This is a genomic window from Paenibacillus sp. LjRoot153 (assembly GCF_964253085.1).
Lineage (GTDB): Bacteria > Bacillota > Bacilli > Paenibacillales > NBRC-103111 > Paenibacillus_E.
Window position 1 is genome coordinate 1,271,987 of sequence record NZ_CAXUQH020000001.1, and the last position, 20,971, is coordinate 1,292,957.

At 46.9% G+C, this 20,971-nt stretch carries 17 protein-coding genes; 16 read left to right on the plus strand and 1 reads right to left on the minus strand.

What is annotated here, in order from left to right:
- The first annotated feature begins 7 nt into the window (after positions 1 to 7).
- From ACSQ8P_RS05680 to ACSQ8P_RS05695, 4 genes are all read left to right on the plus strand, one after another.
- Positions 8 to 2,236, plus strand: a complete 2,229-nt coding sequence (locus ACSQ8P_RS05680) for an S-layer homology domain-containing protein (protein WP_436234295.1) — start codon at positions 8 to 10, stop codon at positions 2,234 to 2,236.
- Between the two features lie 108 nt (positions 2,237 to 2,344).
- Positions 2,345 to 3,691, plus strand: coding sequence for an FAD-dependent oxidoreductase (locus ACSQ8P_RS05685; protein WP_436234296.1), 1,347 nt, complete (start codon positions 2,345 to 2,347; stop codon positions 3,689 to 3,691).
- Positions 3,691 to 4,446, plus strand: a complete 756-nt coding sequence (locus tag ACSQ8P_RS05690) for a sugar phosphate isomerase/epimerase family protein (RefSeq protein ID WP_436234297.1) — start codon at positions 3,691 to 3,693, stop codon at positions 4,444 to 4,446. The genes ACSQ8P_RS05685 and ACSQ8P_RS05690 overlap by 1 nt, the downstream gene beginning before the upstream one ends.
- A gap of 23 nt (positions 4,447 to 4,469) precedes the next feature.
- On the plus strand, positions 4,470 to 5,534 hold the full coding sequence (locus ACSQ8P_RS05695) for a Gfo/Idh/MocA family protein (protein WP_436234298.1): 1,065 nt from the start codon (positions 4,470 to 4,472) through the stop codon (positions 5,532 to 5,534).
- Between the two features lie 179 nt (positions 5,535 to 5,713).
- On the opposite strand, the gene ACSQ8P_RS05700 is transcribed toward ACSQ8P_RS05695, so the two are convergent.
- Positions 5,714 to 6,001 (minus strand): hypothetical protein, encoded by a 288-nt coding sequence (locus tag ACSQ8P_RS05700; RefSeq protein WP_436234299.1) that lies wholly within the window; start codon positions 5,999 to 6,001, stop codon positions 5,714 to 5,716.
- 152 nt (positions 6,002 to 6,153) lie between these two features.
- On the opposite strand from ACSQ8P_RS05700, the gene ACSQ8P_RS05705 reads away from it, so the two are divergent.
- The 12 genes from ACSQ8P_RS05705 (at position 6,154) to ACSQ8P_RS05760 (ending at position 20,950) form a co-directional block, all read left to right on the plus strand.
- Positions 6,154 to 6,678 (plus strand): DoxX family membrane protein, encoded by a 525-nt coding sequence (locus ACSQ8P_RS05705; RefSeq protein WP_436234300.1) that lies wholly within the window; start codon positions 6,154 to 6,156, stop codon positions 6,676 to 6,678.
- A 115-nt stretch (positions 6,679 to 6,793) separates the two neighbouring features.
- Complete coding sequence (gene mobA, locus ACSQ8P_RS05710; protein ID WP_436234301.1) at positions 6,794 to 7,423, plus strand: molybdenum cofactor guanylyltransferase; 630 nt, start codon at positions 6,794 to 6,796, stop codon at positions 7,421 to 7,423.
- 224 nt (positions 7,424 to 7,647) lie between these two features.
- Entirely contained in the window at positions 7,648 to 10,254 is a 2,607-nt protein-coding gene (adhE, locus tag ACSQ8P_RS05715) for a bifunctional acetaldehyde-CoA/alcohol dehydrogenase (protein ID WP_436234302.1), read from the plus strand.
- 26 nt (positions 10,255 to 10,280) lie between these two features.
- Complete coding sequence (pflB, locus tag ACSQ8P_RS05720; RefSeq protein ID WP_436234303.1) at positions 10,281 to 12,539, plus strand: formate C-acetyltransferase; 2,259 nt, start codon at positions 10,281 to 10,283, stop codon at positions 12,537 to 12,539.
- A 22-nt stretch (positions 12,540 to 12,561) separates the two neighbouring features.
- Positions 12,562 to 13,287 carry a pyruvate formate-lyase-activating protein gene (pflA, locus tag ACSQ8P_RS05725; protein ID WP_436234304.1) on the plus strand — a complete coding sequence of 242 codons (726 nt, stop codon included), beginning with the start codon at positions 12,562 to 12,564 and terminating at the stop codon, positions 13,285 to 13,287.
- Positions 13,288 to 13,758: 471 nt separating this feature from the next.
- Positions 13,759 to 14,787, plus strand: coding sequence for a GTP 3',8-cyclase MoaA (gene moaA, locus ACSQ8P_RS05730; RefSeq protein WP_436234305.1), 1,029 nt, complete (start codon positions 13,759 to 13,761; stop codon positions 14,785 to 14,787).
- An 88-nt stretch (positions 14,788 to 14,875) separates the two neighbouring features.
- Entirely contained in the window at positions 14,876 to 15,418 is a 543-nt protein-coding gene (locus ACSQ8P_RS05735; protein WP_436234306.1) for a hemerythrin domain-containing protein, read from the plus strand.
- Between the two features lie 186 nt (positions 15,419 to 15,604).
- Positions 15,605 to 16,132, plus strand: a complete 528-nt coding sequence (locus ACSQ8P_RS05740; RefSeq protein WP_436234307.1) for a hemerythrin domain-containing protein — start codon at positions 15,605 to 15,607, stop codon at positions 16,130 to 16,132.
- Positions 16,133 to 16,233: 101 nt separating this feature from the next.
- Complete coding sequence (gene ric / locus ACSQ8P_RS05745) at positions 16,234 to 16,914, plus strand: iron-sulfur cluster repair di-iron protein (RefSeq protein WP_436234308.1); 681 nt, start codon at positions 16,234 to 16,236, stop codon at positions 16,912 to 16,914.
- 277 nt (positions 16,915 to 17,191) lie between these two features.
- On the plus strand, positions 17,192 to 18,232 hold the full coding sequence (locus tag ACSQ8P_RS05750; RefSeq protein ID WP_436234309.1) for a hypothetical protein: 1,041 nt from the start codon (positions 17,192 to 17,194) through the stop codon (positions 18,230 to 18,232).
- Entirely contained in the window at positions 18,219 to 20,390 is a 2,172-nt protein-coding gene (locus ACSQ8P_RS05755; RefSeq protein WP_436234310.1) for a molybdopterin oxidoreductase family protein, read from the plus strand. Before ACSQ8P_RS05750 ends, ACSQ8P_RS05755 begins: the two co-directional genes overlap by 14 nt.
- The gene (locus ACSQ8P_RS05760) at positions 20,387 to 20,950 is read left to right on the plus strand and encodes a 4Fe-4S dicluster domain-containing protein (protein WP_436234311.1); all 564 of its coding nucleotides are present in this window, start codon (positions 20,387 to 20,389) and stop codon (positions 20,948 to 20,950) included. The genes ACSQ8P_RS05755 and ACSQ8P_RS05760 overlap by 4 nt, the downstream gene beginning before the upstream one ends.
- Positions 20,951 to 20,971: the final 21 nt, after the last annotated feature.

Sequence of the window (20,971 nt, forward strand, 5' to 3'; positions counted from 1 at the left end):
AACAACTATGCGGAAGTGGAAACGGATATTATCTTCGTATATTATTGCGGCCTTGGCTATTATGCCCGCAATCGGAGAACGGGCGCTTGCGGAAAGCGGCATCTCCGAGCTATCGGAGGGCCAGTTTGTACAGTTTGGCCGATATCAGGAAGATTCGATTGTTTGGCAAATTGTCCATCAGGAGGATGACGGAAGTTGGCTCCTAGTCTCACGGCAGATACTGGCATTGAAACCATTTGACGCAACGGGAGATCAAGTAGACTATGACGGCAACGGCAGCCCCGACACGAACGACGAGCAGCGCGCTAATTACGGAAGTAATTATTGGGCGAAATCTAGCTTGAGGGAGTGGCTGAACAGTGAGAACGATACGGTAACTTTCTCTCATCAGGCACCTGACAATAACCATGTGCTTGGAAATTTCAATGATTATGCAGGTGAAGCGGGCTTTTTATCTGGGTTTACGCAAGCGGAACGGGAGGCCATTCAGCCTAAGGTTGTCAAAACTTTGCTTGCCGGGCAAGACGCCGGACAGAAGCAGGGCGGCACCCAGGCTCATACCTGGAGCTCAGCATCAGAAACAGTGCTGCAAAATGAGGAGACAGCGTATTACCAAAAGGTTACTGATCGGGTGTTTATTCCTAGCTTGAAGGAACTTAAGGAGTACATCATCGATCAAGGCGGGGACCCACTTCGCATACCTACGGCGAGCGCAGTGAGCAGATCGGAATATAAGGACAAAACCGGCATAACGGATCAAGCAGCGTGGTATTATTGGCTGCGGGATGCATATAGCGGAAATGGCTATGGGGTACGCATCGTACATTCGATGGGAGTAATTGCGGCAGCCAACGCCGGAGGAGGCACCGTCGGTGTTGTTCCCGCTCTGGTATTGAAGCCGAATCTAACTGTGGCAAGTGGCCTTGGGACTGAGCAAGATCCTTATGTGGTCACGGGCAGCCAAACGGAAACGGGATCGGAACCCGAAACTGACGAGGACAATTCGCCTGACAATGGATCGGACAATGGCACTGGCAGCGAATCGGTCAGCCCGAATGCGCCAGCCGGTGGGATTAATAGTACCGGCAGCGTTTCACCGAACGATAAACAAACGGTTACGGAAAAAGATTTGAAGCAGGATACGGCTTCAGGTACCGTGACTGTAGATTTGGAAGCTGGGAAGAGGGTACTCGAATTGCCGCTGCAATCGGCGGCATTAATCGGTAACACAAATTTAATAGTGAGAACGGGTACAGCGAGAGTGGTTATTCCTCCGAAAGTACTGGTATCTATGGCCGTGGCAATCAACGAAACGGATGCGAAAAAAGCGCAGATCGTCATGGTCGTCGAGAAGGCTTCCGCATCGGGCGTTGAGCCATGGCAGACGGATTTAGGCGCATCCTTAAAGCAAATGGGAGACTTGTATCATTTCGACTTGTACGTACGGACCGAAGATAACCGGAGGATCAAACAGGATGCTTTTGCAGAACCGATCGAGGTAATGCTTCCATATCCAGTAGGAGCCAATGCATCAGTTCTAGGTGTGTATTATCACAATGACGCTTTAGGGAAATGGGAGTATGTCGGAGGAGAGGCTGACCTTGTTAACGGACAGATCAAAGTCAAATTGAACCATTTCAGCACGTATGCTGTTATGGAATATGATAAATCGTTTGCCGACTTGCCCTCTTCTCATTGGGCATCTTCGGCAGTCAAGGCTCTTGCAGCGAAACATATCATTGAAGGCGTGAGTGAACGGGAGTTCTCGCCTGATAGCTATACAAGCCGGGCACAATTTGCCGTACTATTGACGCGAATACTTGGGCTGAATGCCAAGGGTACCACACCTTTTGTCGATTTGAAAGAAGGCGAATGGTACGTGGATGCGGTTGCGGCAGCTAATGAAGCAAAATTAATCGAAGGCCGCTCTGATACGGTGTTTGAGCCGAATGCACCCATCACCAGAGAGGAAATGGCCGTCATGCTCGTTCGCAGTTACGAATGGGCGGCCGGGCGGCAGACCACAGCGAAACAGATGGTCTATACCGATGCTGAGCAGATTTCCGATTGGGCTAAGCCTTATATTCAGCAAGCAACGGATGTTGGATTGATGAGCGGACAACACGACGATCGGTTTGCTCCTGCGAGCTTTACAACCCGGGCGGAGACTGCGCAAGCTCTACTCAACTTAATGAAAGTAATGGATCAGTCATCAAAGTATTATAGAGCGCAATGAGATTACTATAGGAAAGCTAAGGTGCTTATATTAGAGTGAAATCATCGGAAAATCGAACAGAAAGCATAGCAAGAAGAAATAGTTTTTCGATACTGGAGGACTTGGCATATGAGCGAACGAATTACCGTTCCTGCAATGGACGTACCACTTTTTGATGAAGTAGATGTACTGGTAACCGGTGGAGGACCGGCGGGCATCGGAGCGGCGCTGGCAGCGGCGCGCAATGGAGCATCTGTGCTGCTCGTGGAGCAACGCGGTTATCTCGGAGGAATGGCTACTGTTTCTCAGGTTCCGGCATGGTGCCCGTACACGGATAAGCAAAAGCCGGTTATTCGTGGGATCGGCATTGAAATTTTGAATGAGATGAAAGCAAGAATGGAGCCGGGGTTTCAGGAGCTTTGGAAAGATAGGCTGGATTGGGTGCCGATTGATGCAGAGATATTGAAAAAGCTGCTTGACGATAAAATGGCAGAAGCTGGCGTGCGACTGTTATATCATACTTTCGTAAGCAAAGTGTTGCATCGGGACGGGATCGTGGAAGCAGCCATCATTCATAACAAAACAGGCACTCAGGCAATTAAGGCTAAGATGTTTATCGATACGTCGAGCGACGCTGATATTACCTATCATGCTGGGGGACAGTTTGCCCAGGGTGGCGATGAAGGCGAGCTGCAGCCCGGAACGATGTGTTTTGTCATGAGCAATCTGGATCGGAAGCGTTATATGGCGTACTGCAAGGAGTTCGGCAATAGCTTGAAGCATGCCATCAACGAGGCAAAGGCCAAGGGAACGCTGCGTGTAGTCCGCGATTGGGCCGGCATTTCCTGGGTGAACGATCATACCGCTGGATTTAATTTCGGGCATATCTTTGGAATCGACGGGTCCAAAGCAGAGGATCTCACACGTGGTGCCGTTGAAGGGCGCGCCTTAGTCCATCATATTGCTGAATGGCTGAAATCCACGATACCGGGTTTCGAAAGCGGCTATCTGGCGTTGACCGGGGAGCAGATCGGAATCCGAGAAACCCGCCGCATCATTGGGGATGTCGTGGTGACAGCAGATGATTTCGTAGCGTGCCGCAGCTTCCCCGACGACATTGCACGAAACGCGTATTTCATCGATGTTCATATGGCTAAGCCGACTGGCGGCATGATCATATCTCATCTTCCCGATGGTCATTCGCATGGCATTCCTTACCGTGCCTTACTTCCGGTCGACATTGAGAATGTCATTGTCGCCGGACGCTCAATCTCGACAGACCGCGCAACCCAAGGCTCTACTCGGGTCATGCCGAATTGTTTTGCGATGGGCGAAGCCGCAGGAACCGCTGCTGCGATATTAACGAAGCGGGGGTTAAATCGCAGCAGAAGTATTGATATTGATGAGCTGCAATCGCAATTAATTCGTCAAGGAGCTTGGCTTGGAGAAGACCTTCATGCCAATAAACAGACATAATGAGACATAAATGGGCCGTCCAATTATATACGCTGCGCAACGAATGCACGACCAATTTTCCGGCAGTGCTGCGCGAATTGAAACAAATGGGTTGGGCTGGCGTACAACTCGCGGGTTATAACGGATATGATCCGAAACAGCTTGCAGCCATTATGAAAGAAACCGGTTTGAAGGCCGCAGGCATGCATGTCGGATATGATCAGATCGTACAGAGTCTGGAACAGATCGTTAAAGATGCAGAGATGTTTGAAACGAAGGACATTATTTGTCCATTCGTCCAACCGGCGCGAAGAACGGAAGCGGGTTACCGGGAAATGAAGGAAACGCTTCGTAATGCTGCACGGCAGCTTCAAGGTGCCGGGTACCGCATTAGCTACCATAATCATGCATTTGAATTCGATACGATGATTGACGGACAGCATGCATTGGCTTATATGCTGGACCCCGTGCCGGATAATCCGATCTTGGCTGAAATCGATGTTTATTGGATTCGGAAAGCAGGCTTTGATCCGTTGCATTTTATCGATAAGTATGCGCATCGGATGCCGATCATCCATCTTAAGGATATGGCGAAGGATGAGAGTCAAGCGTTTGCTGAAATCGGTACCGGTGTCATTGATTTTCGCCCAATTCTCGATTGGGGGGAAGCGAATGGAATCGAGTGGTACGTTGTGGAGCAGGATGAATGCCCGCGTGATCCAATGGATTGCGTTCGGAACAGCTTCGCGCAACTCGAGCGGTTGATAAGGAAATAGGCAAGATGGGGGGGATATACCAAATGGGAAACAAATTTAAAATAGGTATTGTGGGTACAGGGAATATTTTTAAAGCAGCGCATTTGAAGCCCTTGCTGGAACATCCAGAAGTAGAAATTGTCGCACTTTGTGATGTTAACGAACAAAAAGCACGACAAATCGCAGAAGAACATGGCATTCCGCACGTGTTTTCAGACTATCGTGAGCTGCTGAAGCTGGACGACTTGGATGCAGTTGATATTTGTACGCCAAACCTGTTTCATTCCGAGATCGCCATCGCTGCGCTGCAGGCTGGCAAGCATGTGTTTTGCGAAAAACCGGACGCGGTCAGTCCAGAAGAAGCGCAGAAGATGGCGGACATGGCCAAACAAAGCGGAAAAACACTCATGGTGATGAGGAATAACAGGTTCACAGCGGCCTCTCAGTTTCTCAAGCAATATATCCGTGAGGGCCATATGGGAGAAGTATACACGGGCCGTTGCGGTTGGATTCGCCGTCGCGGGATTCCCGGTAAAGGCGGATGGTTTACAACCAAGGAGCTTTCCGGAGGCGGACCATTGATCGATTTGGGCGTGCATATGATTGACCTTGCCGTATGGCTGATGGGTAATCCAAAGCCGATTGCCGTCTCCGGCGCCACGTACACCAAATTCGCTAACAATGATATTTCCGATTCCGTTCACAGTCAATTCGGAGAAAAACAAGAGAACGGAACTTTCGATGTCGAGGATTTAGCGATCGGGTTCATTCGATTTGAGAATGGTGCCTCACTGCAGATCGAGTTCAGCTGGGCTTCCAATATCGGCGAGGAAATGAACTTCGTTGAACTGAGAGGAACGCGATCCGGTTCTAGTATCAAGAAGGGCGAGTTGCAAATTTTTACGGAGACCTCGGGGCAGTTAACGAATATATCGCCAGCGTTGAGCAAAAAGCAAGTCGATGCTCACGGCGAGCATATCCGGCATTTTATTGAAGTGCTGCAGCAACGGGTGGAGCCTATCCTTACTCCGGAGCATGGCGTTGATATGATCAAAATACTAGCTGCCATTTACAAGTCGGCGGAAACGGGGCAGGAAGTGAGATTATAATAGAAATCAGAACCAAGAACGATATACAATGACGCAGTTGTAAGAAGTGCTTCAAAACTTATTTGTCATCTGTTTTCTGCGAAAAAGCCAGCAAACCCTTGTGTTTGCTGGCTTCTTGTACTTTGAAAATTAAATTGTCACTCAACATTTTTATAATCACTTGTCTTGGTTTATTTAAGTTATTTTAAATTAATAAGATTTCTAACTAGACTTTCGACGATTATATCTCTAGTAGTGTAGTTTTCCTCTTCTAAAATGTGAATGATATAATCTTCATCCGGTTTAAAAGCTCTGAAAATTACGTGATCTTTATCTTCAAGAATTACGTCGTGGCCACAATCCCTAAGGCATTGTTCATAATCTATCAAGGTAGGCTTTTGATTCTCCTCCAAGAAAATAATGCCCCTTAATAAGGAACTTTTATCATGGTGGATTACTTTAAAATGAACTGTAAATTCTCTCTTCATAAATTGGACCAGCTCCCTGTTCTCGCACAAGATCAAAGATTAATTAAATTCATTATAAATAAGATAAATGTAGGAAGCTGTGATTATTATCACTTACACGTCACTCTCTTCGATCTACAATAAAAGCATAAAGGACGAAGGAGATGGTTCAAATGATGAAATGGTTAAGGGAAAATAACTACGCTGCAATGCTCTTGACGATCATTCGTTTGTATGTCGGTTGGGAATGGATGATAGCAGGATGGCACAAAATCACAGGTGAAAAAGCTTTCGACGCTACAGGATATCTAAAAGGAGCAATTGCTAAACCAGTTCTTGAAAGCGGAACGACAGATATGGTTTATGCGAATTATGTTGCTTTCTTGAAAAATTTTGCTCTACCGCATGTTGGGTGGTTTAACGTTATGGTTCCTTGGGGGGAATTATTGGTTGGTTTGGGTCTACTGTTAGGTGCGTTGACTACTGTAGCAATTTTCTTCGGCTTAATGATGAATTTTATGTATATGTTTGCTGGTACTGTCAGCAGTAATCCATGGTTAATGCTTCTGGGATTCTTCATATTAGCGGCAGGCGCTAATGCAGGTAAATTTGGTGTGGACCATATGATCCTTCCCTACTTACACAAGTGGTTGGATAAGATCTTAGAACTGTTCCATTTAAAAGCAAAATTCAGATAAGATGAGGGCCTAATCCAATGATAAATAGTGATAACACCTGTTCTTTCTACTCCGTAATCTGAGAGTAAGAGTGGGTGTTTTTTCATTAACTATATATTAATTTGAAAGGGAAGTGATGGGTATGCTTTCAGGAGTTATTTTGGCTGGTGGAGCAAACCGTCGAATGAACGGAGAACTGACGGCATTACTCCCGTTTGGCGGAAAGCCTCTTATTGTCCGGCAGATAGATTGTATGAGGGAAATATGCGATGAGTTGATTATTGTTACCAATGATCCCAAGCCCTATCTAAATAAAGTCGATCGTTCCGTTCGTATTATTACGGATTTTTTTGCAGGTCATGGCCCTCTTGGTGGTATGCACGCCGCATTATCTCTAGCTATACATACTTCCGTCTGGGTAGTCGGGTGCGATATGCCCTTTATTTCTAGTAAAGCAGCGCAGTTGTTGATGCAAAGAAAACTGGATGGATTTGAGGCCGTTGTTCCTTTGGTGGCCAGCGAGCTTTACCCATTACATGGCATTTATGACCGAGCCTGTGCGTCCCACATCGCGCATTTATTAAATCAAGGGGAAACCAAAGTTTCTGCCTTGCTAAACCATGTTTTTTGGAGCGAACTAGGGGAGCGTTTCTTACTTGAGAACGGCGTTGATTTGAATTTTGTTTCCAATATCAAAACGTTTGAGGAATACGAGGCCATGGGCTTTGTAGTACATGTTCAAAAGGATTCATCACTTGGTAATTAACAAAATGTAGCGGAAGCAAGGCAGCGATTTTATGAAAATAGAACTGCTGCCTTTTCTATAAATTAGAATGTGAAATTATTCACAATAAATTCAAAGAAGAAATCGCTTTAACCTCTCGTTATGTGATTTTTATCATAGTTAGGGTTCCTGATTAAGCTTAATCTAAGAGTAGAACAACAAGGTAACGGCTTCACATGGAATGAAAATAAAGGAGTGAATAAACCATGACAACCAAAGAAGCGAAGATGAATGAACGGATTTCAGCGCAAGAGGAAGTCAACCAACTGGTGGCCAGAGCGAAAGAAGCACAGCAGCAATTTCTAAAGCTAGATCAAGATCAGGTAGACCATGTCATTCAGCAAATGGCATTAGCCGGCATCGATAGGCACATGGTTCTCGCCAAGCTTGCTGTGGAGGAAACCGGTCGTGGCGTGTATGAAGATAAAATCACCAAGAATCTATTTGCTACTGAATATATTTACCACAGCATTAAAAATAACAAGACGGTCGGTGTGATTGAGGAAAATACGTATGAGAACTACCGAATGGTGGCTGAGCCCGTGGGCATTATCGCTGGTGTTACGCCTGTAACCAATCCGACTTCGACGACGATGTTCAAATCATTGATTGCAACCAAAACCCGTAATCCGATCATATTCGCCTTCCACCCGTCTGCGCAACAATCAAGTGCTGCGGCAGCAGCGACATTACTGGATGCGGCAGTTAAGGCCGGCGCGCCAGAGCATTGTATTCAATGGGTGAAGCATCCATCTGTGGAAGCTACGCAGTTGCTGATGAATCATCCCGATGTGGCGCTAGTTCTAGCTACTGGAGGCTCTTCCATGGTGAAGGCAGCCTATAGCACCGGTAAGCCTGCTTTGGGCGTCGGACCTGGTAATGTTCCTTGCTTCATAGAGAAGACAGCGAATTTGCAGCAGGCTGTGAATGACTTGATCCTATCCAAGACCTTTGATAACGGCATGATTTGCGCCTCCGAACAAGCAGTCATTATTGAGGAACCGGTCTATGCGGAAACAAAAAAATTGATGGTGGATCAGGGCTGTTACTTTTTAAATAAAGAAGAAACAGAAGCGGTCTCCAAACTGGTAATTAACAGTGAGAAATGTGCGGTGAACGCGGTTATCGTGGGTCAATCTGCTGTGAAAATTGCTGAGATGGCTGGTATTCAGGTGCCTGTGAATACGAAAATGCTAGTCGCGGAACTAGCGGGTGTCGGTGAGGCCTACCCATTGTCAGCTGAAAAGCTAAGCCCCGTACTCGCTTGTTACAAAGTGAAGAACGCGGAGCAAGGCATTGACAGGGCTGTGGAAGTGGTGAAATTCGGAGGCATGGGACATTCCTCTGTCATTCACTCACAGAATACAGAGGTCATACAGGCATTCTCCAATAAGCTTCAAACGGGACGTGTGATTGTTAATTCACCTTCCACACATGGCGCTATTGGGGACATTTATAATACGAATTTGCCATCCTTGACACTAGGTTGCGGTTCATACGGACATAATTCCACGACCTCTAATGTGAGCGCGGTGAATCTAATCAATGTGAAACGGGTTGCTTACCGTACGGTCAATATGCAGTGGTTCAAGATACCGCCGAAGATTTATTTTGAAAAGGGAGCTACTCAGTATTTAGAGAAAATGCCTGACATTACTCGGGTGATGATTGTCACGGATCCGATGATGGTGAAGCTCGGTTATGTAGAGCGTGTAGAATACTACCTCCGCAAACGGCAGCTTCCCGTCTATATCGAAGTGTTCTCGGATGTAGAGCCTGATCCGTCTGTTGAAACCATAGAACGCGGCCAGGCACAGATGGCAAGCTTCCAGCCGGATTGCATTATCGCCTTGGGCGGCGGGTCACCAATGGATGCGGCTAAAGCGATGTGGCTGTTCTATGAATACCCAGATACTAGCTTTGATGCCTTAAAGCAAAAATTCATGGATATCCGTAAACGGGTTTACAAATATCCGCGTCTGGGACGCAAAGCGAAATTTGTCGCGATTCCTACGACTTCGGGTACAGGTTCGGAAGTGACGTCTTTCGCTGTAATTACAGATAAAGAAAAAGGCAATACAAAGTACCCGCTTGCTGATTATGAGCTTACACCGGATGTTGCCATCATTGATCCTGATTACGTGTACAGCTTACCGAAGACAGCGGTAGCAGACACCGGTATGGATGTCCTAACGCACGCCATTGAATCGTATGTGTCTGTGATGGCGAATGATTATTCCGATGGTATGGCGATGAAAGCCATCCAATTAGTGTTCCAAAACTTAGAGAAATCGTATGCCACAGGAGATCCTATTGCCCGTGAGAAAATGCATAATGCCTCAACCATTGCCGGTATGGCCTTCGCGAATGCTTTCCTGGGTATTAATCACAGCTTGGCGCATAAATGGGGCGGCGAGTATCACACCGCACATGGACGTACCAACGCGATTTTGATGCCGCATGTCATTCGCTATAATGCTCAAAAGCCGACGAAGTTTACTTCGTTCCCGAAATACGATCACTTCGTAGCCGACCAACGCTATGCTGAAATCGCGCGCATGCTGGGGCTTCCAGCTAATACAACGGAAGAAGGCGTGAACAGCCTTATCGAGGCGATCCGCAAGCTGAACAAAATTCTCGGAATTCCGGAGAAATTTCAGGATCTTGGGTTCCAGGCGGAACAATTCGAGACGCGTGTAGATTACTTGGCGGATCGAGCTTTCGAAGATCAGTGTACAACGGCCAATCCTCGGATGCCGCTAGTAACGGAACTGGCTGACGTATATCGAAATGCATTTTACGGTAAGTTTTAAACGTGAATATTTAAGGAGGCTTTATCATGACGATAAGAGAAAAAGAGATAAGGATAGCGGATTGCTGGAGAGAATTTATCCAAGGCAACTGGGAGAGTTCCATTGATGTGAACGACTTTATTCATAAAAATATAACCGTGTATCCAGGAGATCATGCCTTCCTGGCAGGTCCAACAGAAGCGACGAATGAGCTATGGCGGATGGTGAGTACGCTAACCCAGCAAGAGCGAGAGAACGGAGGCGTGCTGGACATTGATGTCCAGACGATCTCCACGATTACCTCCCATGCGCCAGGCTATATCGCACAGAATAAGGAGAAAATCGTCGGTCTGCAAACCGATGCTCCTTTGAAGCGTTCCGTACAACCTTTCGGCGGTATTCGGATGGTGATCGATGCTTGTGAGGCTTATGGCTTTAAGCTGCCGGAAGAAATTGTTCAGGTGTTTACCGATATTCGCAAAACGCATAATCAAGGTGTGTTCGATGCGTACACCTCAGAGATGAAGACCGCGCGTAAGGCTGCCATCATCACTGGTCTTCCCGATGCTTATGGTCGAGGTCGCATTATTGGCGATTACCGCCGTGTGGCTCTGTATGGTGTAGACCGGCTAATCCAAGAGAAGAAGAACGATCTTCTGCAATTGGAAGTGGACGCGATCACCGAGGATATCATTCGGCTGCGCGAAGAACTTTCCGAGCAAATGCGCAGCTTGGGTGAACTAAAGCAGATGGCCAAAACCTACGGTTATGATATTGCAAAGCCGGCAGTGAATGCCGCTGAAGCGGTGCAATGGCTGTACTTTGCTTATTTGGCAGCCATTAAGGAACAGAATGGCGCGGCGATGAGCCTTGGACGCGTATCAAGCTTTCTTGATATTTATATCGAACGGGATTTACGCGAGGGGACGTTGACGGAAGCAGAGGCGCAAGAGCTTGTTGACCATTTTGTCATGAAGCTTCGTATCGTTAAATTTCTGCGCACCCCAGATTACAACGAGCTTTTCAGCGGCGACCCTACCTGGGTGACAGAATCGATTGGCGGCATGGGCATGGATGGCAGAGCGCGTGTCACGAAAAATTCGTTCCGTTTCCTGCATACTTTATATAACTTGGGCCCTGCCCCTGAACCTAACCTGACTGTCCTGTGGTCGACTCAGCTGCCGGAGGGCTTCAAGGCTTATTGTGCCAAGGTATCGGTTGAAACTAGTTCGATTCAATATGAGAATGACGACCTGATGCGACCTTATTATGGGGATGATTACGGCATTGCTTGCTGTGTATCCGCTATGCGGGTCGGCAAGCAGATGCAATTCTTTGGCGCCCGTGCCAATTTAGCCAAAGCGTTGCTCTATGCGATTAATGGTGGAGTGGATGAGAAGCTAGGGATACAGGTAGGCCCACAGTTAACACCGTTAACCTCCGAGGTTCTGAATTACGAAGAAGTGGCGGAGAGATTCGATACGGTCATGGAGTGGCTGGCTAAGCTGTATGTGAACACACTTAACGTCATTCATTATATGCATGATAAATATTGCTATGAGCGGCTGGAGATGGCTCTTCACGACCGTGAAATTGTACGTACGATGGCTACCGGTATCGCAGGATTATCCGTCGTAGCTGACTCTCTTAGCGCCATTAAGTATGCGAAGGTCCGCCCGATCCGCGATGAGAAGGGCATTGCCGTCGATTTCCAAATTGAAGGCGAATATCCGCAGTACGGCAATAATGATGAGCGTGTCGATGCGATTGCCGTGCAAGTAACGGAAGCATTCATGAATAAGATCAGGAAGCACAAGACGTATCGCGGTTCTGTGCCAACCATGTCCGTTCTAACGATTACATCCAATGTCGTGTATGGGAAAAAGACAGGAAGCACGCCAGACGGCCGCAAAGCCGGCGAGCCCTTCGCACCAGGCGCCAATCCCATGCACGGACGTGACCGCAAAGGTGCGTTAGCCTCGTTGGCATCTGTTGCAAAGCTCCCTTATGAGCATTGCCTCGATGGCATATCCAACACGTTCTCTATCGTACCGAAGGCTCTAGGCCGTGAAGAAGAGACACGCATCTCCAATCTGGTCGCGTTGCTCGATGGCTATATGGCGAATCGAGGACATCATTTGAATATTAATGTATTTGACCGATCCAAGCTGTTGGATGCTATGGAGCATCCAGAGCTCTATCCACAATTGACGATCCGTGTTTCCGGCTATGCGGTAAATTTCATCAAGCTGACCAAGGAACAGCAGCTTGATGTGATCCATCGTACTTTCCACGGCACGATGTAACGATAGAAAGGGGTGCAGACCGATGAAAGGACGCATACATTCCTTCGACACCTTTGGCACCGTTGACGGTCCGGGCATCCGCTTTGTTCTCTTCATGCAGGGCTGCGCCCTGCAGTGTAAGTACTGTCATAATCCAGATTCATGGGAGATGAATACGGGCAGGCAGATGGATATCGAGGAGATTCTGAATGAGATTGAGCCTTACTTGGCGTACTACCAACGTTCCGGCGGGGGCATTACAGTAACGGGTGGGGAGCCGACTTTGCAGGCTCCTTTCCTAGCCCGGTTGTTCGCTGAGTGCAAACGGCGCTGGGGTCTGCATACCGTGCTGGATACGAACGGCTTTTGTGAGCCGAGTCATGCGCAGGAGCTTTTGGATGTGACCGATTTAGTACTGCTCGATCTGAAACAAATTGATTCTGCTAAGCACGTTGCCCTTACTGCACAGCCTAACGATCGAATTAAGCGCTTTGCTGAACATCTGAGTGAGATCGATAAACCTGTTTGGATTCGTCATGTCCTAGTACCCGGATGGACGGATGATCACAAGGATCTCGTCGATCTCGGCATGTTTATTGGCTCCTTGCGTAATGTTAATAAAATTGAGCTCCTGCCTTATCACAGAATGGGCGTCTACAAATGGCAGCAAATGGGGAAGGAATACCCGCTCGATCAATGTCCTACGCCAACAGATCAGGAAGTTACCCGAGCGAGGAGACTCATTGAGATGGGCGTTCTTGCACATTAAACAAATGATAACAGAATCGGGAATCATGGCATGACCACGACTTCAGGAGGAAAAAAGAGGTAAACACTAGTGTAACTTGGTGTTTACCTCTTTTCTTATTTTGTTCGGTCACACTATCAGATGTGATTATTATCACATCTACTTTGAGCATAAAGACTTATGATCAAATAATAAGCGTAGTTGGAAAGGACGATTGATGATGATAAATTGGAACCAGAGATTTGCTCGCAAGGCAGTCAAAGTTGATGCCTACATGCTTGCGGCACAAATCGAACAATACGGCGGGGAAGAATGATTAATAATGCCTTGGAAAAATGTGATATGCTCATTGTTAACGGAGGGGTGGGTGTCCACACGATCGATATATAAAAGGAAGTGATACCAGCGGGTTCCAAAGGAATTGCAGACGGCCAACAAGTAGAGGTTATTCCTCTTCCCTATGAAATTACCATGTACTGAGAGAGGCAAAATATGGAAAATCCTGCTAAGCAAGTTCCTACAATGAGAGACGCCCTTCAAAGACCGCTTCGCGATTTACGCATTTCGGTAACGGATCGCTGCAATTTCCGCTGCCGATATTGTATGCCTGAAGAGGTGTTTGGTCCCAATTATCGGTTTCTTCCGCAAGAAAAACTGCTTAGCCTTCAAGAATTAGAGCGGTTAACGCGAATATTTGTTTCTCTAGGCGTAGAGAAAGTACGGATTACAGGCGGTGAACCGCTCTTAAACAAAGATGTTTGCGAAATCATTGCTCGAATTCGCCAAATAGAAGGCGTCAAAGATATTGCCGTTACAACCAATGGTTCATTATTGAAACTTAAGGCGAAAGAGCTAAGAGACTCTGGGCTAGAGCGGATTACTGTAAGCCTGGATAGTTTGGATGATGAGCGATTTGGTGCTATGAACGGGAGAGGATTTTCGGCAAAAGGAGTGCTGGAAGGCATCGATGCCGCAGCTTCGGCGGGATTATCGGTGAAGGTAAATATGGTCGTGCAAAAGGGGGTTAATGATCAGGATATTGTTCCAATGGCCAAATACTTCCGAGAGCGCGGACACATTTTGAGATTTGTTGAGTTTATGGACGTTGGGAATAGTAACGGATGGAATTTAAAGCACGTCGTTCCTAGTCAAGAGATTATCGATATGATTCATAAAGAGTTTCCGTTGGAACAGGTGGAATCGAATTATAAGGGCGAGGTTGCGACGCGCTATCGTTATCTGGATTCTCAGACAGAGATCGGTTTGATCTCATCTGTAACGCAGGCATTTTGCAGCACTTGTACGCGAGCTCGGTTATCTGCAGAAGGGCATTTGTATACATGTTTGTTTGCTTCAAACAAAACAGACCTGCTAAGTGTGATCAGGGACGGTGCAAGCGATGATGAGGTAAGATCAGTAATCAAACAAGTTTGGGGTGAGCGTCAGGATCGTTATTCCGAAACGAGACTAGCACACACGACTCCCGTACATAAGGTTGAAATGTCTCATATCGGCGGTTAGTGTGATGTATCGCACAGCGAGAGTCCGCTCGTGAAGCTATACTGAACACAGATATCGAACGAAACGATTACCTTGGGAGGGACTTAGTATGGCGATACATTCCACAGGCTATATCTCGGGGATTGCTTCTTCAAACCCAGAGGAAATTGCTTTTGCTACCGATCGTTTAATGGTAGAGCATGACAAATTGAGAGAAAAGCTAAGGATACTCGAAACGAGTGCCAAGGAACTGATACTATTGGACGATTCGGTGAAAGGCATGCAGCTTGTCCAAGAACTCAGGATACAGACCAATCAATTTGTAGATGAAATAAACCAACATTCGGAATGGGAGGAACAGGAGTTGTTTCCGTTCCTATTAACCTATTTTCATCATCAACCGGCTCCCTCTATGACGCCTTCTTTCTGGGTATTGGAGAAAGACCATCAACTTGGCATGTCGTTTATCCAATCTTTTCAAGAAGCTGTTATTGAGGTAACACCTCTCGTTGTGAAGAAGCAATTAGCCGAGGCGGCAGCGCATCTCTTACAGGCATGTTTGATATTAAATGACCACTTTACCATGGAAGAACAACTTATTTTTCCACTAACAGAGAAAGTTCTGACAGATTTGGAGTCCTTTTTCTCATAGGAGATGAGCCGAAAACTGCATGATAGAAGGAGGTATGGGTTAGTCTACCATGGCTCTTTTTTGCATCTAGAAATAAACTATTTTCTTAAAGTCACGAAATAGCAACAAGAGCTGTGATTCTCCTCACAGAGAATGCCGAGAGAAAGGCATACAATGTGATTACAGCAATAAGAGGAGGAATCATATATGGTTATTGATCTTGGGATGCCGTTAGACGACGCTCAGACTTCAAGCATTGGGCAGGTTCTGGGGCGGTTAAAGGACGAACATGGTGCGTTAAAAAAAGAGCTTGATCATGTCCAAGAAATGACAAGTCATATGGTTGGTGTGCTTGGCACAGACGAATCAAAGCGTTTACTTCAAGAAATTCGAAAGCAAATGGTTACCTTCATGCAGCAGCTTGAGGCTCATGAACACTGGGAGGAAGTGGAGGTTCTCCCCCTCCTTACCGAGTATGCGAATCAGGGGATGGAGCCCACCTTTCTCACCTCAACTTGGGTTCTGGAAGAGGATCATAAACAAGCGGAACGGTTTGTTCGCTCATTTCTTGATTATGCAGACCAATGTAAAGGTGCCGACAGTATAAAGCTGAAGAAAGCGATCACGCTGCTTAGTGTGGCTTGTTCTGTCTTATCCGAGCATCTGATATCCGAAGAGGAGATGGTTTTCCCGATTGCGAATCGAATGCTGGAGCGATGTTTACGACAAATCTAATTGAGAAGTATGTTCAAATAGTGTGACGGCTGTCACACAAGCTTGCCTGTCTTTTCGGTATAGTTGATTCAGATCACAGCTGAACAGGAGGATTTGACAAAATGAACATTCAATTAACCGATCGTGTGGGAGATATTGTGACGGGATATCCCAAGACGGCAGAGGTGTTTAAGGAATACCGCATTGATTTCTGCTGCGGAGGCAATAAATCACTCCTTCAAGTCATTCAAGACCAGGATATCGCGGCAGAGGATTTGTTGAAAAGCCTTGCTGAAGCAGCAATAGCTCCTAAATCTGACGGCTTGAATTGGAGTGAATTAAGCTCCAGCGAATTAATCGATTATATTATTCGCATCCATCATGGCTATTTGAAAACAGCACTGCCGCACTTAAGTGAATATGTGAAGAAAGTGGCACGTGTGCATGGGCCACATCATCCTGAACTCCTTCAAGTCGATCAATGGTTTGAAGCATTGAAAAGTGACATGGAACATCACATGGAGAAAGAAGAAGGAGAAGCATTCCCGGCTGTCATTGATTTTGAGAAAGATCCTACGGATGTGAAAAGAGAACGGCTGCTTAGAATTCTGGATACACTTGAGCAGGAGCATGAGGGCTCGGGTGATCTGCTTAGACAAATTAGGGAAATCACCAAAAACTACGAGTTGCCAGAGGATGCCTGCACAACGTTTCAGCTCACTTACTTGAAGCTAGAGGAGTTGGAAGCGGATATGTTCCAGCACATCCATTTGGAGAACAACATTTTATTTAATCGCACCTAGGGGGAAGTGCCTATGTTCAGGCTTCGGCGGTTGCCTGCTTTCCGTATCTTCCCTTTTGTATATGAGCTTAATCGCCCGTGTTTTTACACGCTAAGGCTGCGGCTTTCCTCTGGATCCGAAAAGATCTAACGGAGAGCCCTTTTTTTGTCCAAATAGTGATAACCAAAAAAATGTAACCGAGATCGGGGGTACACAGTGATTTTTCTCACAGTGCTGTAGGGCGGTCTCATGTTTTAATACAACTATAAGAATCACAAGTGAAGGGGCAATGATAATCATGGATCGAGCGTTCGCGTCAAAATTCGCCAAATGTGTCTTTCTGGTTGTTTGCGGATTAATTATTCTCATGGGAGTCGGTTCAAGGTTTTTTACACATATTGACTTGGCTTTATATGGGTATATGGTAGGAACCGTAGTTTTCATTTGCGGATTCTTTTATCGCTTTATTGCGTGGGGAGAACGCCCGCCTACGAAAATTATTTTGAAAAAAGGGTTAAAGTTGTTATTCCGAAAAAGTACGCCTCAGACCACAACAGAGCATCTACTCACGTACCGCTTTATCTGGAATCGCGGATGGTATCGTTGGACCCAGCACGTTCTACTTGGTTGGGGCTGCATTTTATCCGCCTTCGTTACGTTCCCGCTTGTGTTCGGTTGGATGTACTTCACGATGGCCGAGAACGGAAGGTACACGGTTGTTGGTTTCGGGATCGATCTTATGAAGATTAAAGCAGATGGCGCTCTCGGATTTCTGTTCTACAATGCGCTGAATATTACAGCTTTCATGGTAATCGGTGGTGTTTGTATGGCCTTATATCGCAGGATTAAGAACATGCAGGCTCGTGCGGAACAGACATTTGTCTATGATTTTCTTCCGCTATATATGTTGCTATTCGTAAGCTTGACTGGGCTGCTGCTCACCTTCTGCAATATAGTCCTTCACGGCTATGGACATCCGGTGGTCACGTTAGTCCACCAATGGTCCGTTATCGTGACGCTGATTTATATCCCTTTTGGTAAACTGGCTCACATCCCATTCCGTCCTATGAGCGTGTTTGCCCGAAATTACAGAGAACATTATGCAGAGCAAGAGACGAAAAGCTGTAAGGTTTGCGGAACAGGTTTTGTTTCTGTCGAGCAATCCAAGGATGTCATCGCTGTACTTAAAGTGAATGAAATTGAATTCAAAACGGAGGAAGGCTTCCACTTGGCAGAGTTGTGCCTGCCATGCCGCCGAAAATATAGAATGTCCCGATTTACAGGGATACCGACCCACCAGATTCGCGTGAAGGAGGCCAACCAAAATGCAAAAGGATAAATTCTTTAAAGTTATCGCGAATAAAACACACCCGAATGAAAAATTGGTTAAAACCCATTGCTCTTATTGCGGTATGCAGTGCGGGATGAATTTGCGGGTGGATACTTCTTCCAATACCATTATTGGCGTCGAACCGCGCTATGATTGGCCTGTGACGTTAGGCAAGATGTGTCCGAAAGGTGTGACGGCTTATCAGCAAACGAATCACAATGATCGCCTGCTGCGTCCGTTAATCCGTGACGATGCATCGCTTAAGGGAACGAAGGAAGGCTTCCGCGAAGCCAGTTGGGAAGAGGCCTATTCGTTGATCGTGCAAAGATTTCAAGAGATGCAAGGCAAGTACGGCAAGGATTCGCTTTCTGTATTCAGCGGTGTGTCGATGACCAATGAGAAATGCTATCTGACTGGGAAATTCGCCAGAGTCGCCCTGCAAACACGTTACATTGATTACAATGGCCGATTCTGTATGTCAAGCGCAGCCGCAGGCTTCCTTCGCAGCTTTGGCGTGGATAGAGGATCAACCTTACCTTGGACCGATCTGCATGAGACGGATTGCTTGTTCATCGCAGGCAGCAATACAGCCGAGTGCCATCCTACCTCGATGTTCCGAATATGGGAAGTACAGAACCGCGGTGGTTACTTGATTGTAGCAGATCCCCGGGAAACGCCTATCGCCAGGCGGGCAGACATTCATCTTGATTTACGTCCGGGGACGGACTTGGCGCTTGCCAATTGCATGATTCATCTACTCATTCAAAATAACCACATCGATGCTGAGTTTATAGCGAATCACACCAACGGCTTCGAGGAAATGAAAGAGGTTGTGAAAGAATTCACACCTGAGTACACGAGTGAAATAACTGGCGTTGCTCCTGAAAAATTGATTCGTGCCGCTGAGATTTATGGCAAAGCACCGAACGCCATCGTCATGTTCGCTCGGGGCATTGAACAACAAATTAAAGGGTCTGATAACGTATCAGCCTACACGAATATGTGCTTGGTGACTGGGAAGATCGGTCGTCCGAAGTCTGGCGTTGCTACTTTTACCGGACAAGGGAATGGTCAAGGCGGAAGAGAGCACGGACAAAAAGCTGATGCCCTTCCGGGCTACCGCAAAATCACGAATCCGAAGCACGTCGAAGAGGTGTGCAAGGTGTGGGGGATCAAGCCGGAAGAGATGCCGCAGCCGGGTGTCTCGGCCTATGAAATGTTTGAGCTTATGCAAGAGAAAACGATTCGCGGCTTGTACCTGCTCTGCTCGAATCCAGCTGTCTCGGCGCCGAATCAGAACTTTGTCCGTGCTGCTTTAAAAAATCTGGACTTCATGGTTTGTGCAGATATTTACTTGTCCGAATCGGCCGAGTTTGCCGATGTCGTACTGCCTTCCGTCACCTGGTCGGAGGATGAAGGCACAGTAACGAATCTAGAAGGACGGATCATCAAGATTAATAAAGCGCAAGAGCCCGTTGGCGAGTCGAAGCCTGACTGGTTGATCGAGGTAGAGCTTGCGGAGCGACTAGGCAGAGGACAGTATTTCGGCCATCTGAAGACAGCCAGGGATGTAGCGGATGAATTCCGTTTGGCCTCCAAAGGCGGATATGCCGACTATTATGGAGCCACTTGGGAGAAGATCGACAAGCAAGACGGTGTGTTCTGGCCATGTAAAAGTGAGGAAGACCCGGGAACGCCGCATATGTTCCTGGATCACAAGTTCTACCATGCGGACGGCAGAGCGAAGCTATGCGCGCTTCCTTACAGACCGCCGGCCGAAGAGCCTTGTGAGCAATATCCGCTTCGTCTTACCACAGGTCGAGTTGTTTACCATTACTTGTCCGGAAATCAAACAAGAAGAATTCCTTTCCTTCGGGATATGTGTCTGGAGCCGTACGTTGAAGTTCATCCGGAAACAGCGGAGCGCTACAATATCGCACATGACGAAGTCATCCGATTGTTTACACGTCGCGGGGAAGCTTTGTATAAAGTGAAAATTATCGAAGCGATTCGTAAGGATACCGTGTTCGTTCCTTATCATTTCGGCCATGAGCAGTCGATTAATCTGCTAACCATAGCGGCGCTGGACCCGATGTCACGCATGCCGGAGTTTAAGGCATGCGCAGCACAGATCGCAAAGCAACCAGAGAGGATGAGCATCCGATGAAACAACATCTATACATTGAAATGGATAATTGTATCGGCTGTCGGAGCTGTTTGGCTGCTTGTACACAATGCGGAGGCCACGATGAAAGAAATCGTAATTATGTGTATGATGTGAATCCGCTAGTCTCCCGCCAAACGATTCCTTTGATGTGCCTTCACTGTGTGAATCCGGCTTGCGCCAGAAGCTGTCCGGCCCAGGCCATTCAGATCACCGAAGACGGCGCAGTGCTTTCGGCATTGGTAGAGAAATGTATCGGCTGTCAGAATTGTACCATCGCATGCCCGTATGGCATCCCTAAATTCGATGAAGAGCAGAATCTGATGTACAAATGTGATCTTTGCTACGATCGGACCAAAGAAGGTATCCCTCCTATGTGTGCATCGGTTTGTCCGACGAATACGCTGCAGTGGTTGACTGAGGATGAGTTAGCTCAGAAGAAAGCCCAGCATAAGCTAGGAAAATGGACGGCAAGTCATGAGCCATGGGATCCATTAGAAGGAGAAACGAATGTGAAGATTTCCCTTCCTGGTATTCTGCAAGGAAAACAAAAGTTGTTCTAATCTGCTTGTGATGAGGTGGAC

Excerpts from the sequence above, each read along its gene's own strand:
- ACSQ8P_RS05680 (WP_436234295.1), top strand. The coding sequence starts at position 8 with ATGCGGAAGTGGAAACGGATATTATCTTCGTATATTATTGCGGCCTTG.
- ACSQ8P_RS05685 (WP_436234296.1), top strand. The coding sequence starts at position 2,345 with ATGAGCGAACGAATTACCGTTCCTGCAATGGACGTACCACTTTTTGAT.
- ACSQ8P_RS05690 (WP_436234297.1), top strand. The coding sequence starts at position 3,691 with ATGAGACATAAATGGGCCGTCCAATTATATACGCTGCGCAACGAATGC.
- ACSQ8P_RS05695 (WP_436234298.1), top strand. The coding sequence starts at position 4,470 with ATGGGAAACAAATTTAAAATAGGTATTGTGGGTACAGGGAATATTTTT.
- ACSQ8P_RS05700 (WP_436234299.1), bottom strand. The coding sequence starts at position 6,001 with ATGAAGAGAGAATTTACAGTTCATTTTAAAGTAATCCACCATGATAAA.
- ACSQ8P_RS05705 (WP_436234300.1), top strand. The coding sequence starts at position 6,154 with ATGATGAAATGGTTAAGGGAAAATAACTACGCTGCAATGCTCTTGACG.
- mobA (WP_436234301.1), top strand. The coding sequence starts at position 6,794 with ATGGGTATGCTTTCAGGAGTTATTTTGGCTGGTGGAGCAAACCGTCGA.
- adhE (WP_436234302.1), top strand. The coding sequence starts at position 7,648 with ATGACAACCAAAGAAGCGAAGATGAATGAACGGATTTCAGCGCAAGAG.
- pflB (WP_436234303.1), top strand. The coding sequence starts at position 10,281 with ATGACGATAAGAGAAAAAGAGATAAGGATAGCGGATTGCTGGAGAGAA.
- pflA (WP_436234304.1), top strand. The coding sequence starts at position 12,562 with ATGAAAGGACGCATACATTCCTTCGACACCTTTGGCACCGTTGACGGT.
- moaA (WP_436234305.1), top strand. The coding sequence starts at position 13,759 with ATGGAAAATCCTGCTAAGCAAGTTCCTACAATGAGAGACGCCCTTCAA.
- ACSQ8P_RS05735 (WP_436234306.1), top strand. The coding sequence starts at position 14,876 with ATGGCGATACATTCCACAGGCTATATCTCGGGGATTGCTTCTTCAAAC.
- ACSQ8P_RS05740 (WP_436234307.1), top strand. The coding sequence starts at position 15,605 with ATGGTTATTGATCTTGGGATGCCGTTAGACGACGCTCAGACTTCAAGC.
- ric (WP_436234308.1), top strand. The coding sequence starts at position 16,234 with ATGAACATTCAATTAACCGATCGTGTGGGAGATATTGTGACGGGATAT.
- ACSQ8P_RS05750 (WP_436234309.1), top strand. The coding sequence starts at position 17,192 with ATGGATCGAGCGTTCGCGTCAAAATTCGCCAAATGTGTCTTTCTGGTT.
- ACSQ8P_RS05755 (WP_436234310.1), top strand. The coding sequence starts at position 18,219 with ATGCAAAAGGATAAATTCTTTAAAGTTATCGCGAATAAAACACACCCG.
- ACSQ8P_RS05760 (WP_436234311.1), top strand. The coding sequence starts at position 20,387 with ATGAAACAACATCTATACATTGAAATGGATAATTGTATCGGCTGTCGG.